The organism is Paenibacillus radicis (ex Xue et al. 2023) (assembly GCF_024722015.1).
Classification (GTDB): Bacteria; Bacillota; Bacilli; order Paenibacillales; family NBRC-103111; genus Paenibacillus_S.
In genome coordinates this window covers 26,553-41,892 of record NZ_JANQBD010000037.1, presented here as the reverse complement: position 1 = coordinate 41,892, position 15,340 = coordinate 26,553, and the positions used below count along the sequence as shown (strand labels likewise).

Annotated in this window: 15 protein-coding genes and 1 riboswitch; of the genes, 4 read left to right on the top strand and 11 right to left on the bottom strand. The window is 47.6% G+C overall.

Annotation, left to right across the window (positions count from 1 at the left end; all coding sequences use genetic code 11):
* Position 1 precedes the first annotated feature (1 nt).
* The 3 genes from NV381_RS33830 to NV381_RS33820 all read right to left on the bottom strand — a co-directional run bounded on the left by NV381_RS33830 (position 2) and on the right by NV381_RS33820 (position 2,267).
* Positions 2–1,021, bottom strand: a complete 1,020-nt coding sequence (locus NV381_RS33830) for a DUF3383 family protein (protein WP_308862397.1) — start codon at positions 1,019–1,021, stop codon at positions 2–4.
* 12 nt (positions 1,022–1,033) lie between these two features.
* Complete coding sequence (locus tag NV381_RS33825; RefSeq protein WP_258217710.1) at positions 1,034–1,573, bottom strand: LIC_12616 family protein; 540 nt, start codon at positions 1,571–1,573, stop codon at positions 1,034–1,036.
* Positions 1,574–1,769: 196 nt separating this feature from the next.
* Positions 1,770–2,267, bottom strand: coding sequence for a sigma-70 family RNA polymerase sigma factor (locus NV381_RS33820; RefSeq protein WP_258217709.1), 498 nt, complete (start codon positions 2,265–2,267; stop codon positions 1,770–1,772).
* 283 nt (positions 2,268–2,550) lie between these two features.
* On the opposite strand from NV381_RS33820, the gene NV381_RS33815 reads away from it, so the two are divergent.
* The 3 genes from NV381_RS33815 (at position 2,551) to NV381_RS33805 (ending at position 3,986) form a co-directional block, all read left to right on the top strand.
* Entirely contained in the window at positions 2,551–2,988 is a 438-nt protein-coding gene (locus NV381_RS33815; protein ID WP_258217741.1) for a helix-turn-helix domain-containing protein, read from the top strand.
* Positions 2,989–3,037: 49 nt separating this feature from the next.
* Complete coding sequence (locus NV381_RS33810; protein ID WP_258217708.1) at positions 3,038–3,445, top strand: ImmA/IrrE family metallo-endopeptidase; 408 nt, start codon at positions 3,038–3,040, stop codon at positions 3,443–3,445.
* 115 nt (positions 3,446–3,560) lie between these two features.
* Positions 3,561–3,986: a pyridoxamine 5'-phosphate oxidase family protein gene (locus NV381_RS33805; protein WP_258217707.1), complete on the top strand. Its 426-nt coding sequence runs from the start codon at positions 3,561–3,563 to the stop codon at positions 3,984–3,986.
* Between the two features lie 172 nt (positions 3,987–4,158).
* Here NV381_RS33805 and NV381_RS33800 read toward each other — a convergent pair whose 3' ends face one another.
* From NV381_RS33800 to NV381_RS33780, 5 genes are all read right to left on the bottom strand, one after another.
* A complete protein-coding gene (locus NV381_RS33800) occupies positions 4,159–6,270 on the bottom strand; it encodes a methyl-accepting chemotaxis protein (protein ID WP_258217706.1) in 2,112 nt (703 codons plus the stop codon).
* Between the two features lie 174 nt (positions 6,271–6,444).
* Positions 6,445–7,821, bottom strand: a complete 1,377-nt coding sequence (locus NV381_RS33795; protein WP_258217705.1) for a cryptochrome/photolyase family protein — start codon at positions 7,819–7,821, stop codon at positions 6,445–6,447.
* Between the two features lie 151 nt (positions 7,822–7,972).
* Complete coding sequence (locus tag NV381_RS33790; RefSeq protein ID WP_258217704.1) at positions 7,973–8,458, bottom strand: C40 family peptidase; 486 nt, start codon at positions 8,456–8,458, stop codon at positions 7,973–7,975.
* Positions 8,459–8,462: 4 nt separating this feature from the next.
* Positions 8,463–8,602: riboswitch (cyclic di-AMP (ydaO/yuaA leader) on the bottom strand.
* A gap of 380 nt (positions 8,603–8,982) precedes the next feature.
* The gene (locus NV381_RS33785) at positions 8,983–9,798 is read right to left on the bottom strand and encodes a hypothetical protein (RefSeq protein ID WP_258217703.1); all 816 of its coding nucleotides are present in this window, start codon (positions 9,796–9,798) and stop codon (positions 8,983–8,985) included.
* Between the two features lie 12 nt (positions 9,799–9,810).
* Positions 9,811–11,991 carry a M1 family metallopeptidase gene (locus NV381_RS33780; protein ID WP_258217702.1) on the bottom strand — a complete coding sequence of 727 codons (2,181 nt, stop codon included), beginning with the start codon at positions 11,989–11,991 and terminating at the stop codon, positions 9,811–9,813.
* A 120-nt stretch (positions 11,992–12,111) separates the two neighbouring features.
* On the opposite strand from NV381_RS33780, the gene NV381_RS33775 reads away from it, so the two are divergent.
* Positions 12,112–12,627, top strand: a complete 516-nt coding sequence (locus tag NV381_RS33775; RefSeq protein WP_258217701.1) for a YwhD family protein — start codon at positions 12,112–12,114, stop codon at positions 12,625–12,627.
* A gap of 138 nt (positions 12,628–12,765) precedes the next feature.
* Here the strand turns inward: NV381_RS33775 and NV381_RS33770 are convergent, their stop codons facing one another.
* The 3 genes from NV381_RS33770 to NV381_RS33760 all read right to left on the bottom strand — a co-directional run bounded on the left by NV381_RS33770 (position 12,766) and on the right by NV381_RS33760 (position 15,266).
* Positions 12,766–13,434 (bottom strand): SanA/YdcF family protein, encoded by a 669-nt coding sequence (locus NV381_RS33770; RefSeq protein WP_258217700.1) that lies wholly within the window; start codon positions 13,432–13,434, stop codon positions 12,766–12,768.
* Positions 13,435–13,579: 145 nt separating this feature from the next.
* The gene (locus NV381_RS33765) at positions 13,580–14,101 is read right to left on the bottom strand and encodes a hypothetical protein (RefSeq protein WP_258217699.1); all 522 of its coding nucleotides are present in this window, start codon (positions 14,099–14,101) and stop codon (positions 13,580–13,582) included.
* 343 nt (positions 14,102–14,444) lie between these two features.
* Positions 14,445–15,266, bottom strand: coding sequence for a dienelactone hydrolase family protein (locus NV381_RS33760; protein WP_258217698.1), 822 nt, complete (start codon positions 15,264–15,266; stop codon positions 14,445–14,447).
* Between the last annotated feature and the right edge of the window lie 74 nt (positions 15,267–15,340).

The following is a 15,340-nucleotide window of genomic DNA, read 5'->3' as shown; positions in this document are numbered from 1 at the left end:
TTTAGTAACGGATAACGCCGTTGATTCTGGCAGCATGTACTGCGCCGGCAAGCTCGAAGAAAAAGGAACCGTCATTATAAGTACGCTCTGCACGATCGGCCGGATCTACTTCATCTCGGGATTTGAAAGTTGTGCCGTATAAGCCGATGCCATCAGAGTCGCTTGCGATAATGCCTTGGTTGTGCGCTCTTTGCAGCACAGTTCTCACGGCTCCTTCAATCTGGGAGATGCCTGCAGCTGTATAAGGAATTTTCGGTGTGCTGTTCAATAGCTTCTGGATGCTGTATTCGATTGAGAATTTAACGTAATCTTTGGCATGAATAATATCGATATATTCGTCATCAACTACTTTACCTTCCGTTGTTACGTTGTCTCCGGCTTTAGTAACGTAGGCGTTAGCGCCAAGACCATGGATCGCAAGCAGCTCAGTCGCTGATAGTTCGAGTGGTTCAATACCTCTAAGCTGCTTAAACTTCCAGGTTACACTGCCAACGGGGGCTGAGCCGGTTGCACCGACCCAAGCCGCGTCCGGATAATTGGCAAGGTTGGTGTGGTACAGCACCGAAGTGCGAGTGTACTTCTTGGCCTTGATAGCGGCCAGATCGGTTTGATTGGAAGAACGAGTAAAGTATTGATGTGTGCCATCGAGTTCAATCTCATCAGCTAAGGCAAGCACGTCCGTTTTGGCGGCGGAGGTGCTGATCAGGAAGTACCAATCCTTATCCATTACCTGCTGCAACCGTTCTACTAACGTTTCTGCACCCTCACCGATAGTGCTGTTGCGGCAGGTGATGGCGATAGAAGCGGGAGCTTGATCTCCTTGGGCAAAAATGGCGCTTGCCGCTTTGTATTCCTCAGTAGTTTCGGGAAAATCCGTTCTGACACTGGTCAAATCGAGGTATTCTTTATAGGCGAAGCCGCCTGCTTTTTCCCCGAGAATGAGTACTTTACCAAATCCTAAACGCCCTACGGGCTTCTGAATGTCGATGACTACAGTCACATCTTTCATAGTGTTAGCCAATGTAATTCCTCCCTATTTCCAATTTATAATGTCAATGGTAGTTTGCTTCGTATCAATTACACTTAATGTTTTGAAGGTTACTTCAAAGCTGTTTCGCCGTTCCCAAATGTTACCGATCTGAATATCGCGATTTTGAATTTCTCCTGCGAGGACAACCACGATGTTCGCATTCAGTTTCAACTCATCGCGTCCTAGAATGCGGAACCAGTCATGCATTCGGACGGCGTTAGTGAGGCTGTCCATCTTTTGATCTGAGCAGGAGATGAAGCTCATGCGAAAAGTCGGCTGTTCGGTATAGCGTTCGATAACCTCATCCGGGGACGAGGAGGGGACCACGGTTACCGAAGGCTGCTTGTCCGGGAATAGTACAGGTCCGGAGAAGCTGTATTTAATGAAGGGATAGGCGGCAGGCGCCGAAGCATCATCCAGTTCAACTACAGGCATAGTCATCGCGGCGACCAATCCTGTGGTGATGCTGGAACGAATTTGCTCCAAATTAATCATGGGGAACACCGTCCAACAGGAAGCTCCTTTTTCTTCATAACGGTTCATTACTCCTTTCCTAGAAAAATTTGTAATTTGCTGCTTTTTGAAGTAAAATGGGAACAGGTGTTCGTTATTTACTTTCACTATTAGGTGGCAATCGTAAGGGGAGTCCCATTTTTGTCGATAAACAGCATAGCGCTTCATTTTTATCCCGAGTGCACGTTATGGTGTTGCAAGGCAATCGGTCGAACTCCACAGTCCTTTATTTAACCGAATGGATCTTTTTTTGCGCTGTTTGCAAATAGTACTGAACGGTTCCCTTTTTAAGTACTAACAAGGAAGCTATCTCTTGAAACGAATAGCACATGCCATAATGAAGCTCATAACATTCTCGTTCTCTTGAACTCAAATGGGACAGTGCATGCTCAAGTCGGTGGCGCTGCTGCTCTGTTATAACAGAGGAGGGAGCTACATGGTGCTGCTGTTCGATGTAAGTCTGCATCTGTGAAGGATCCATCAGCTTTTCCCTTTGATAGGCAGCTCTTCGTTCAATACCCCGGCGGTTTCCAGGACATTTGCCGGTTTGCATCCAATCGATAGCGAATTGGACATCCGAGATCATGCCGTTTATCAGTTCTCTATCTCCACGGACTACGGTAGTTTCCTGTGCTTTTTGCAGCATTCGGCAAGTACTACGATAAGAGCTTTGCAGATCACTTAAACCTTCGCTGTAGCTTGGTGCAATAGGGTGAGGGGTCATCCTTCTTCTCTCCTTTACCATTTGGCAACGATTTGTTAAATACGATCTCATCGTTTATAAATATTTAAAAATAGCGATCAGCAGTATTAGATATTGTTACCTTGTGGTAATGATAATACATAATAAATACCATTTGGTAAAGGTGAGGGATCAGTCAAAAATGTCCATTTAAGTCGAAATGTCTTTGCCGGAAACGTATTTTCCTTCCATTATCTTTACCTTTTGGTCAAAGTTGTGTATATTTGTTACCAAGAGGTAACGAAAAGTCGGAGGGTTGATCATGATGAGCGAAACAGAGTTCGGTATTTATCTCAAAAAAGCTCGGGAAAGCAAGGGTGTCAGTGTAAACCAGTTGGCTCTTGAATCCGGAATCAGCAATGCGCAAATATCCAGGATTGAAAATGGGCGGAGAGGCATTCCTAAACCGGAGACGATCCGCAAGCTTGCCGAGGCTTTACAGATTCCGTATGAGGCAATGATGGAGAAAGCCGGACACATGCCGGATGACCATAAACAGGAAATTCCAGTCTGGGCTACCTCCAGAGACAAGCGGGATTTCAAAAAGATGCTGGAGGAAGATGGCGAGATCATGTTTGACGGCATTCCTATCAACGACACGGACAAGCAGCGGATTATGGACGTATTAACGGGATTTTTCTGGGAAGCCAAGCAAATGAACAAGCGTAAAAAACCGAAGGACTCTGATGATACCAAGGAGTGAACTAAGCCTTGCAATGCAGCTTGATTAATGAATTAGCCGGGTGATGACAATGGAAGAAACCATATCCAAGCTTATAAAGCGACATAAGACCAATTGCCCGTTCACTATCTCCCGCGGATTGGGTATTCATATCCAATTTCATGATTTAGGGACGCATACAAGGGGGGTGTACTACAGAAAGCTGCGGCGGCGGCTCATAGTCATCCACAATCAGCTTTCTTCGGAATGGCAGCGCTTTGTTTGTGCACATGAGCTCGGTCATGACCGCCTTCATCAAGGCATGAGCCGCTTTTTTCTCGAGGAGCATTCTTTCTTCAATCCAGGCAAATTTGAAAGGCAGGCTAATCTGTTTGCCGTAAAGCTGCTCACATCCTTTGACGAGATTCAGTCGGATGAAACGCTGGAGCAATTTTGCTCCCGCAACGGGATACCGGAGGAGATGCACAAGTTTTATTGAACGAGCTCGCTAGCTCTCGGTTGAGGATAGGCGTTCAAGGGTAAAGTATCCTTATGAGGGCTGCAACTAAGCACAAGCAACTGCAGCCTATCCACAATTGAGAGGAGATACCGTTATGGCCACGACGACTACGCAGCTTGAAGAGAAGATTATTGAGGCGTTGGATTCAAACCAAGTATGCTCTTTTGCAACTATTGAGGGCAATAAGCCGCATGTGCGGTATATGGCCCTTTTTCATGAGGGTATGACTATTTATTTGGCAACCAACAAGCAAACTCACAAGGTAGAGGAGCTGGAACGGAATCCAAACGTTCATATTCTGCTTGGATACGAGGGAAGCTGGTCGGCAAATTTTTTGCAAATCGAAGGAATAGGGCGGGTTTCCAAGGACGAGGCTTTGCGTAAAAAGGTATGGAAGGATGATTTCAAAATGTGGTTTGACGGTTCTGATGATCCGAACTACGTTATTCTTGAAATCACACCTCAATGGATCGAGTATACCGGCAAAGGTGCGAAGCCGGAGGTATGGAAGAAGAGCTGATGCTGCATGAAGCAGATGTTCCTTCCCAGGCATTGCCCCCTAACTTCTGTCTGAATCGACTATAGACCTTGCTCCCTAATAAGGAATATGAATAAAAGCCTCCAATTCTGCTCATTCGAGTAGATTGGAGGCTTTTATTATTTTCGGTCGGGACTTCATAACGTAAAGAAGTCTATACTTTAAAATGCGATAGCTGATCGAGAAGCTCTTGAACCATACTGCTTAGAGCAGCCGATGATGATGAAATTTCTTGCATGGAAGCAAGCTGCTCCTCTGATGCCGCGGCTACTCCTTGAGAATTCTGGGAAGCTTCGCGTGCAATGTGCGCCAACTGATCTACGGTAGCGCTAACTTCCTCACAGCTTGCGGACATCTGCTCTGCAGCTGCTGAAACCTCTTGAATCTGCACATTTACATTGGTCATTTCCTTCGTTATGGAAGCGAACCGTTCTCCACTTTCGGATACAGTCTGTACACCTTTCTCCACTTCAGAGGCTCCGCGTTCCATCGCATCAACGGCTTTTCTCGTTTCTTCCCGCATACTGCCTATCAAGTCGGCTATTTGTTCGGCAGCTGCTCTGGATTGCTCAGCAAGCTTGCGAACCTCTGTTGCTACTACGGCAAACCCTTTGCCATGCTCACCGACTCGCGCGGCTTCAATCCCTGCGTTCAAAGCAAGCAGATTGGTTTGCGTACTAATGGCAGTAATCATTGTTATGATAGCACCGATCTCCTCTGAGCGGATGCCTAACTGGCGGATGGCTTCATGAGACTGACCGACGGTTGAGCGAACCACATTCATTTGCGCCACTGCTGCTTGAATTTGCTTGTTGCCTTCATCCGTCTGCTGGGTGACATCTATAGCAGATTCGGTGACGCTCAACGAGGATTCAGCAATACGCTGTACACCAGTAGCCATTTCAGTCATGGCTGTGGAGGTATCACTGGCGTTGCTTTCTTGGACCTCAGCGCCGGCAGCTACCTCCTGAATCGCCTCGGTAATCGTTTCTGCCGCGCGACCCGTTTGTTCGGCACTGGCTGTCAGCTGCTGGGAGGTCGCGCCAACTGACATCGAGATGTCGGAGACCAGCTGAAGCATGCTTCTGAGCTTGGCAATCATATTGTTAAAATGGACGGCCATAACACCGAATTCATCCTTGCTTGGCTTCATCTCAAGCGATTTGGTGAAGTCACCCTCAGCCAGACGTTGCAGCAAAGCTGAAACAGCTTGAACTCGCTGCACGACAACTATTCTTATAATGATTGCGAGCAAAGCACCTATGAGCAGCAAGGAGATAATCGCAATAATGATGGAGGTAGTCATACTCTTTTGATACGTTTCCAGAATACGTTCTTTGGGGACGACCGTTTCGACATACCAGGTTTCGTTGGAGCCGTTAAGATGAAGCGGCTCAATAATACGAAGCACGGCGGCACCTTGTGAGTTTCCGGAGTAGTATCGATACGCCCCTGATTTTTTCATAACTTCCCAGGCAGCTGCTTTTTCCGGATTATCCGCATAGGGCTTGTTGATCCAGTCCTTGCTGGTACCATGGGATACATAAGAACCTTTATTGGAGATGATGCTTACATATCCTCCTAGCGGTTTTACAGCTTCAGCCTTTTGCTGCAGCCTATCCAGAGATAGATCCATGCCTATAATACCGAGAAAGCTGCCTTGCTTGTCTACAATTGGGTAAACAATAGAGGTCATAAGAACATCTTTTCCGCCGGCATTGTAGTTATATGGATCAAGAAGAGTAAGCTTTTTGGATCGTTTAGGCAGCTGGTAATAATCTCCCGCTCCATCTTTATCGTAATCATGAAGTGGCTCTATAGTTACGGAGCCTTCATTACGGAGGAGGTAAGGGATGAATCGCCCTGTCGCATCGTCATAAGGCTTTTTATTAATATTTAGCTTATCGTTATTGTCCCAAGCATTAGGTTCCCATAAGGTATAAAGACCCATAATGTTATCCTGTTCCTCAATCCTGTGCTTAAGCATTTCAACGATATCCTCGCGTGATTGCTTTTTCTGAGCTCTGGCATCCAGCAATATACCGGAAAGTGTCTCTAGCGTGCCCTGGAGGTCGAGTAATTCACTTTTGAATGAACTTGAAAACTCTTGTCCGGCTTCCTGTGCTTCATATTCTCCTTTTTCCAGGCTGACCTTATAAAGCTGATCCAGATTGGTGTAAATGAGACCGGAAAAAACTAACAAAAGGACCAGACCAACTGTAATACTAAGTTTTATAGACAATTTAAGATTGCGAAACCATGTCATATAATAAATCCCCCCGTACCCAATGTTTTCTTAATGATATTATATCGACATGGTTCGACATTTTTTTTATGCCTTATTGAAAAATAATAGAAAAAACTATTTTAAATATAATAAACCAAAAAAATAACTAGGTAAATATACCTAATATTTGAAAAAAATCATGAAATAATGCGCTTATTGGTTTCGTGAAATGCTCTGATACACTTCGATAGCACGAGCTCTTGATAATTTCAAGTCAACTATGGATCCCGGACGTGGCTTGTGAATTTCTTTATCCGACAGATTGGCCAATTCAGGCAGCCATTGCCGAATATAGGCCGCTTCAGGGTCGTGTGATTCCGATTGAGTTACCGGATTCATGATGCGAAAGTAGGGGGCCGCGTCAAAACCTAGCGAGGCGCACCATAGCCAGCCGCCGCGATTAAGCGTATTATCATAGTCGCTAAGCTTGCAGCGGAAATACTGCTCACCGTAAGGAAAGGGGCAGAGCAGATTTTTGGTCAGAAACATGGCGGTAATCATTCGCAGCCGATTAGGCATCCAGCCTGTTGTATTCAATTCTGTCATGGCGGCGTCAATGACAGGAATGCCGGTGCGCGCCTCACACCAGGCTTGGAAGTGACGTTGGTCGAGCGTTGAGAGATCGTAACGCTTTTCATAGCAATAGAAGTCCGGATCAAGACGGGCTTGATAGAGGTAGAAGTCGCGCCAAGCCAACTGGCGCAGCCAAGTCTCCCGCTGCTCGTGCTCGAGCAGCATCTCGTACACGCCGCGCACGGAGAGCGCGCCGACATTGACGTGCCGGCTGAGCCGGCTCGTGGCGTCCTGCGCGTAGCGGTCGCGCCCTGCGGCGTAGCCGGGCAGCCGCTCCGCGAGGAAGCCGCTCAGCACGCGCAGCGGATCGGCTGCCGAAGCGGCGCCTGGACCGCCCGCGTGCGCGATTGCCGCGGCATGGCCGCTAAGCGCTGCCGCAAGCTCTGGCGGCAGCGAATGCGCCGCAGCTGCGCCGGGCGCGAGATCCGCTGCGGCAAGCTCGCGCAAGTGCACGGGCGATGCCGGTCGGTAGAAGCGGAGCAGGTACTCGCTCCACTTCCGGTAGAACGGCGTGAATACCTTGTACGGCTCGCTGCGTCCGGTCCAGCGCTGGAAATCGCGCAGGTCCGCGAGCCCCAGCTCGTCGAACGATGTAACGGCCACCCCGGCAGCCTGCGCCACTTCTCGCAGCTGCCGATCACGTTGCGTCGCATAAGGAGTGTGGTCCTCGTGAAACACGAGTTCCTCCACAGGATGCGACTGCATAAGCCCGCGCACAACTTCCGCGGGATTGCCATAGAGCATGTGCAGCTGACGTCCGGCTGCACGGTAAAGCTCCTGCAGCCGCGCTGCGTGCTGCAGGAAATTGATTCCGCTGTGCTCGAGGTAGCGATCCTGCTGCAGAAGGTGCGGATCGAGGATGAGCACATGCAGGCTGGGCTTGCGCCGAGCGAGTATATAATCGAAGGCGGGCAGGTCGTTCACCCGCAGATCCTTACGGTGAAGAAAAAGAATCATCCAGATACCTCCAATTGTGATTCACCGTGCAACCGGTGAGGTAATAAAGCGTATATAAAGAAAGAAAGCCCTGCAGGCTTGTCCAACGCGAGGGCGTCGGTGCAAGCACTGAGGACTTCAATGAAAAGAAATCGTTCATGATTGTTCTAGATCAGTTGTCGGTCATCACATCTGCATATTGCTCATCTGATAAAATGCGTTTAGCCGTAACGTAGGTTTTCACATAATAAGCTTCGCTAAGCTTATTGATGGAAATACCTTTGCCAGTAGCGGAATGATAGAACTTTCCGTCGCCTACATAGACACCTACGTGAGAAATTCCGCTGACGCCTTTATTTACCTTGTTTTCTGTGTCAAAGAACACAAGATCGCCTGCCCGAAGCTCATCTTGACTCACTGTGGTACCGAGAGCTGCCTGTGATTTGGATTGATGCGGCAGACTGATGCCAAGCTTATCGAAGACGAATGCGGTGTAGCCGGAGCAATCAAAGCCTTTTTTAGTAGTGCCGCCACTTTTATACGGCGAACCAAGTCCATCATTAACGGCTTGACTCATAGGTGTTTCGGCGGAGGCGCTACCAACTTGAATCGTAAAAAATAGAGCTAAAGACATGGCAATACCAAAAAACTTCTTCAAAAAGATGTTCCCCTTCCGGTGCCTACGAGGTTAGCTTGAGGGTTCGGTTGAAGGTTCCCTATGATCACTATGAAGCGAGATCAATTCACCCAAGATTGGATCCCCCGTTTTCCGTTTGGAGCGGAAATTCGGCATTATGTATTATTTTCTTGCTCTGAATACTAAAATTCGATTAAAAATAAAAAAATCCTCCTTTAGTCACAAAATGTTCACAATTAAAAGGGCGAAACCTGAAACATTACATGAAAATTCGATAAAGGCTTATTTTTGGCGGCTTCCCACGATTGAAAGCGCCATCTTTTTATAGTTCCACTCCATATCAGGTATGCATATTCGACAAAATCTTTTTTTTATTTACAAAAATAACCTAAAGCTGAAGTTGTTTTCCTTCGACAGACGCGCGTAAAAGGAAAATATTAGGACATAAGACACTGGTTGAATAGCCTATTTATTACATTGTATAAATGGACGCAAAAAAGGACTTAAACTGCCGTTGAGGCAGCCTAAGTCCTTCTTTTTTTCTTTTATTCTTCCTTGGCGTTCCATAACGCATACTGTGAGGTGATCGCCCACATTTTGCAAAACATGTGAATGAAGCGGTAGGCCTGCACCCCTGCTACAGCTGCAAAACCAGCCCATATCATCGCCGACGTCATCACTGCAGCGGATATCGCAACTGTAATCAGCAGCAAGGTGAAGGCTAGCAGAAGCACCGGCAAAGTATTACGAAGCAGCAGCCGAAGCGAATGTGCCGATGATTTTCCGTTCAGCTTGCCGAATTGTACATACATGAATACCGTCTGCAGCAGGAACAAATACAGCAGGTATCCGCCTATGAGCGGAAGTATATTCCAAGCTAGAGATTCCAGGGTGAGATGTTTGTTGTAGCCATCTAAGACCTTAGGTACTAATAGATAGAGTGGAGCCGCGCTTAGCAATATCTGCAATATATACAGCCCTAGAAACGGAAGGCCAAGCTTCTGCATTCCTTGAACGAACCGATAGCCTGCATTCATCTCTGTATGCTCTACTGAGTAGTAAATCCCGGCGTTTAAAAGCGGACTAAGCAGCATGCGTGCAGCAAGTAGTGCGCATCCCCACCATAAATAGTATTGAATGAGGTCAGTTTTCATGATTTGAAACTGCCCCTCGACCCAGAATAGCTGAACCGCTTCCCGAGACAGGTCATTGCCTGGATAGCGGTGGAGGAGAGGCACAACAACAGAGCGGATCATACTGTATAGGACAAGTCCCCAGATCAAATTGTAGATAAACAGCGCGCATACAGCAAAAGGCTGATGCCATGCCATTGTCCAGCCTGTTTTCATCGTTTTCAACATGGATTGCACACCTCACCAAGCGACCCAACTGAATAGGGTCTCCATTAATTTGACGACGCCTAAATTCCAACGAGCGGTTAGCTTGCTATCGACGTTAGTTTTTAAAAAGCTGTTTATACGTTTGTTCTCCAGTATGATAGTATGCTGAGGATCAATGGCGACCCAGTCCAGCTGAGCCGGATGGTTTAATTTAAATTGGACGTCACTGTCTATACCATCCCATACTTTGTCGATTTGGGAACCATCAGCAAAATGAAAACGAATAGGGATGTTGTGATAAGTACCCCCAAGCTTTTGGATTTGTACTGTATTTTCATAAACCATTTGACCATCCCGAATAACCTTCTTGGATTTGATCCCGGCCACGGAATAATCGACCATAAATCCGCCATATACGTACTGCTTGAAAAATTCATCCCAGCTTCTTTTCGTCGTACTTTCAAGCACAGCTTGAAAATCAGAGGTTGTGGGATGCTTGAACTTCCATTTCTGGAAATACGCACGCATGACACGGTCCATCGTAGCACTGCCTATTTGTGACTCAATAGATTCCAAAACCAGCTTAGCACGCGTGTACACATTTTCTGCGTATTTTCCATGGCCACTGTAATTCCAAGAGTTTTGTTTAAGCGCCTCTGGATCAGTGATATAGCTCGACTCAATCGTTAGATTCGGCTTCACGCCATATTCGAGCTCCATTAATTTATCCTCGGTGTATGAAGTGAACCCTTCGTCTAGCCAAGCTTCCTCGAATTCGTTGCTGGCGACCATCCCATACCAGAACTGATGGCCAATTTCGTGAACGATAACTCGCTCCAGCTCTAAATCCGGTTCTTTGTCTCCCGCACCCCAGCCGGTAATCAGCGTAGGATACTCCATGCCACCGGCGCCATTTCCGTTTTCTGGAGGGACAACGATGGATAGCGTGGCGTAAGGGTAGCTGCCGTACCACTGGGAGTAACGAGCGAGTGCTTTTTTGGCGGCCGTCATATAGCGGGTTTTCAATTGCTCATGTTTGGGGTCGAGATACAGCTTAATCTTAACACCCGGCAGATTCGGAGTCGCATAGGGTTCTTCATAATAAATGAAGTTAGGAGATGCAGCCCAAGCGAAATCATGGACATCATCGGAGTAAAAAGCATATGTTTTTGTTTTGCCGTCATCTGCTGGCGGCTTGATTGGAAATCCGGTGGCCGCAACGATATAGCTGGAAGGAACTTTGATGCGAACGTCATAAATACCGAAGTCTGCGTAAAACTCGGAGTTGCCGTGGTACTGGTGCAGGTTCCAGCCCTCTGATGTTCTCCCGCGTGAGCCTGCTGGCTCGTACACTGCAACCTTGGGAAACCACTGACCGGCCATCACGAAGTCATCCGCATAGCCCATTCGTGCAAAAACCGCGGGGAGCTTGACCGAAAATACGTAATCAAGAGTTACGCTTTCGCCGGAATTGACAGCCTTAGGCAATTTTATCTTCATTAATGTACGGTCATCTTTATTACCGTCGTCTGGCTGCACATACTCGATGCGGGAAAGCAGTTCTTCTCCATCCAGCGTCTTAATGCTCGAAATGTCCATGCCTCCTCTGTTGTTGGACGTGCTCTTATCATCCCGGAGCCTACCTCCGGATTCTTTCATGAAGGTCGTTTTTGGGGAATTAAAAGCATTGGGGTACAAATGGAAATAAATTTCTTGAACAGGCAATTTTCCAGGATTTTTCCAAGTTAACGATGAAGTACCCGTGAGCATCTTTCCTTGTGCATCCAACTCCACATTCATGTGGTACTCTACAATCCGATTGCTTAGAGGTTTGGGTGCCGGCTTCTCCATAGGCTTGGCCGGGAGTCCGGGTGGGGCAGGCGGTTGTCCAGCTGAAGAGGATGGTTCGTTAGCATTTGCCATAGTGGGCCTTGCTTCTGGTTGGAGGCCTAAAGAAGAACCGTCGGCCTTGGATAAGTCCAGCTGGAATTGCTGGAAGTTTGGTGCTCCTTTGGTGGATCGGGATGCCAGCGCTGCAGGTTTTACGATCATAGAGCTGAGAGGGCTGCTGTCCGCTTTCAGGTTGGTAGTGGAGGGAGCAGGCTGGTTGTCATAACCGTAAGGTAGGAGGGCTTGGCTTATCCAAGATGCTCCACAGGCCAGTACAATAAGAAAACACCATTGTGCAGTTCGATTGCCGAGTTGTTTTTTCATCTCATTTTCACCCCGTTGACAAGCATCTAAAGCATGTATATGTTTGCAAATCGAGGATTATTAGCTAAAATAGTAAAGAACGATAAAACTTTATTTCAAAAAAATTGGATGGTGCCATCGATGGATATAAATAAGGATCAACCTACGGATAAACCGAAGAAACTGAACGCGCTTAATATTGTAAGCGGGAAGGTAGAGCATCGCGGATTTGGCGCGGGCTCGATCGACTTGAGCCAGTTGTCCAGTGTCATTGTGGATGGAGATGAAGCCTACCTAGATATGGGGGCAATCCATGCGAAGAGCAAGGTCGAGAAGGGGATTAAATTCTCTACCAATAAAGAAGATGTGCCGAATGGACATCCTTACTGGATCGTATGGGTGGCAGCCGACCGTAATGAGGCGGGTATGTATTATGCGGGTGTAACCTCATGCGAGATGCTAGTTGATTCCGAAGCTAGACGGGGCTGGAAAATTCTTGCCGATCATGTTAATCGATTAGATTATGCGCTTAAGCGGCGCTTCATGCTGGACAATTTGGGTGACCGTGAAAAGGCTGCGCTTAAGAAGCTGTTGATGGAACATAACCCTGATATGTGGAATAATTCGGGGGATGTTTTGAAGGAAGCTTTGGCGTAACACCAAAATTATGAAGATTATGTGACGCGCATTGTGCTTTTCTGGGAACTGGATGTATACTAATGCCTAGTATATGCGACATATACTAGGACAGCAAAAAGGCAGACCCTGGTCTGCCTTTTTGTGTTTAATATATAGTTATCGATCTGCAGTCAGTCTTCCATCACTTGTAATCGGTATGGGATCCCCTAGGTAGGTCGGCTTCGGCTTAAGCAGGTGAAGATAGGCGAAATCTTTATTCCTGGCAAGCACTTCCCTGGCCTGATTATAGGCCATCTTGGCATATACCTGTTTATCTGAGGCGACACCATACGCATCCAAGCCCATTTGACGAGCCGCATATACAGCACGCATAAGATGATATTGCTGAGTCACGATCAGTATTTTTTGCGTTTTAAAAATATCTCTGGCCCGATAAATGCTCTCATAGGTACTAAAGCCGGCATGATCCATAAAAATATGCTCGGACAAAACATTATGCTGCTCAAGAAAACTCCTCATGGCATTTACTTCATCATAATCAATTTTTCCGTGATCTCCACTGACGATAAATGTGTCAGATTTACCGGCATCCTGCAGCTCTAATGCGACCTTCAAGCGATCGCTCAGTATTTCCGATACGCTCCCATTCGGATAAACCCTGGCTCCTAGAACCAGAATAGCATCGGCTTTGGGGGCTTCCTCCAAATTAACGATGTACTTTGAGGCTTCTGACTTAACATGAGCATCGATTCCGAATACGACCAGAAATGGCGCTGCAAGAATAAGAATGAGTGCAAGAAGCTTCCTTTTATTAGCTTTGAGCATAGTTGATTCCTTTCAGCGAAATGGGTTCAAAAGCCGGCTTATCTTTATTGAACGCTTTTTTGTAGCCGAAAGTTGCTAATTATGCGTGATAGGAAGAAGAAAATTTCATTTGTCTCTAACCCTCGGCTTCAGATAAATCAATATATTATAGTAGGGCAAGCAATTTGGCGCTTAAGTAAGCAGGCAAGGGCTCGGCCAACAGCAAATGCAGAGCATTCCGGTCAGCTTGGTGTTGCTTCAGGTATGCAAAGAGCTTATCGGACTTTGCTATACGGTTCATTAGAGCGTAAGAAACGGCCCACACCTCGGGACTTCCCATAAGAATACCTTGCCATTCAAAAGATGGGACCGTTGGTAAGCGGCAAATTCCATTTTCACTATGAATGGCGAACTGGCCGATCATATCGATAGGAAGCTGTTGGTCGGTTACTTGAATCCGATAGCTGCTGGCAAAAGGGTGGTCGCCGCTGGACGATTGTGTCCAGGACCAACCTTGGAGGGCAGCGGTAACATCATCCAATGGAGCATCTGTAGTCAGGTCCCAATCGTGGACTTGATCGATAAGGCCCAAGCTGTACAGCAGGCCGCTACCGCCGGATGCGTAACGGATTCCGGCTTCATCCAGCTGTTTCGTCAATAGCCGGACTGTTTCCAATGGCAGCGTCAATCGTCTCACCTCATTTTGATTAAACTAGATTTTCTCTCATTTTACCAAAAAAGCAATTTGTTTTTCACTTTTCTTATAAAGAAAGGGACCTTCCCGTTTGTCAGTAGACTCTTTGGGCGGTCCCTTCCACTCTATTTAATCCATCATTTCTTATTCTTATCTTTATAGCCACTATCCCCTTTACTCAGTGGGCCAGATAACAACCCTGACCAACCGAGCAATTCCAATTACCTCAGCAAATCCGAATTTACTGCAAAATTATTTTATTCGTTTGCTGAGGCAAGGGGATAGTGTCCATAAGTGTTCGAATTGCGAATTGCTGCTGCTTTTTGCTTGTTACTTACTATACCAGATGCTCCCGCAGGAAATTAAATGTACGAGCAAAGGCATCCTGAGCCGCATCAGGTCGATATGAAGCACGTGTGTCATTGGCGAAGGCATGTGGAGCACCCTCATAGATGCGGTGCTCAAACGGTTTGCCATGTAGTTCCATGGCCGCTGCGAAGGCAGGCACTTGATCAGTGATACGCGTATCGAGCTCGCCGAAAATACCGAGCATAGGGCACTGCACCTGCGGCACCTGCTCCGCTTGCGGCAGGTTGCCGTAGAACACTACCGCGGCGCCTAGCTCCGTGTCGCGGACGGCTAACTGTGCGGCTAACATGCCGCCCAGGCAAAAGCCTACCGCGCCCACGGCACGTGGCCGCGAACCGCCCGCACGTCCGCGCAGATAGCCTGCGCTTGCAGCGAGCAGCTCAAGATACGCCGGCGCCTGTGAGCCTGCGGAGAAGATTGCCTCCAGGGTCTCGCCTATGGCTTGACCCTCAGAGTCCGGAAGCTCGCTTAGCGCTTTGCCGCGTGCTTCCGGATCACGCCATGCTGCCGGCGGAATCGTATCGAGAAAACGCTTCGCGGTTGCGACTCGATCCTCCTGCAGCGCGGGCGCCTTAACGCCGTCCCGATGGAACAGGTCCGGCGCAAATGCCACGTATCCGGCCTTCGCGAATCGGATGGTTACATCCTGGATATGGGCGTCGACGCCCCATATCTCTTGGATAACGATGACCGCGGGCTTTTCAGCCGCGGTCGGGCCCTCTGGCAGCACTAGAAATCCTGAGTACTGCCCGTCTTCGCCAAATTTCACCCATTCATTTTGCAAACCCATGCTCCACCCACACTCCTTACCAGATATTGGACCTTGTCCTCTAGCCTAAGCATATGCGAGTACGGGCGGGATTT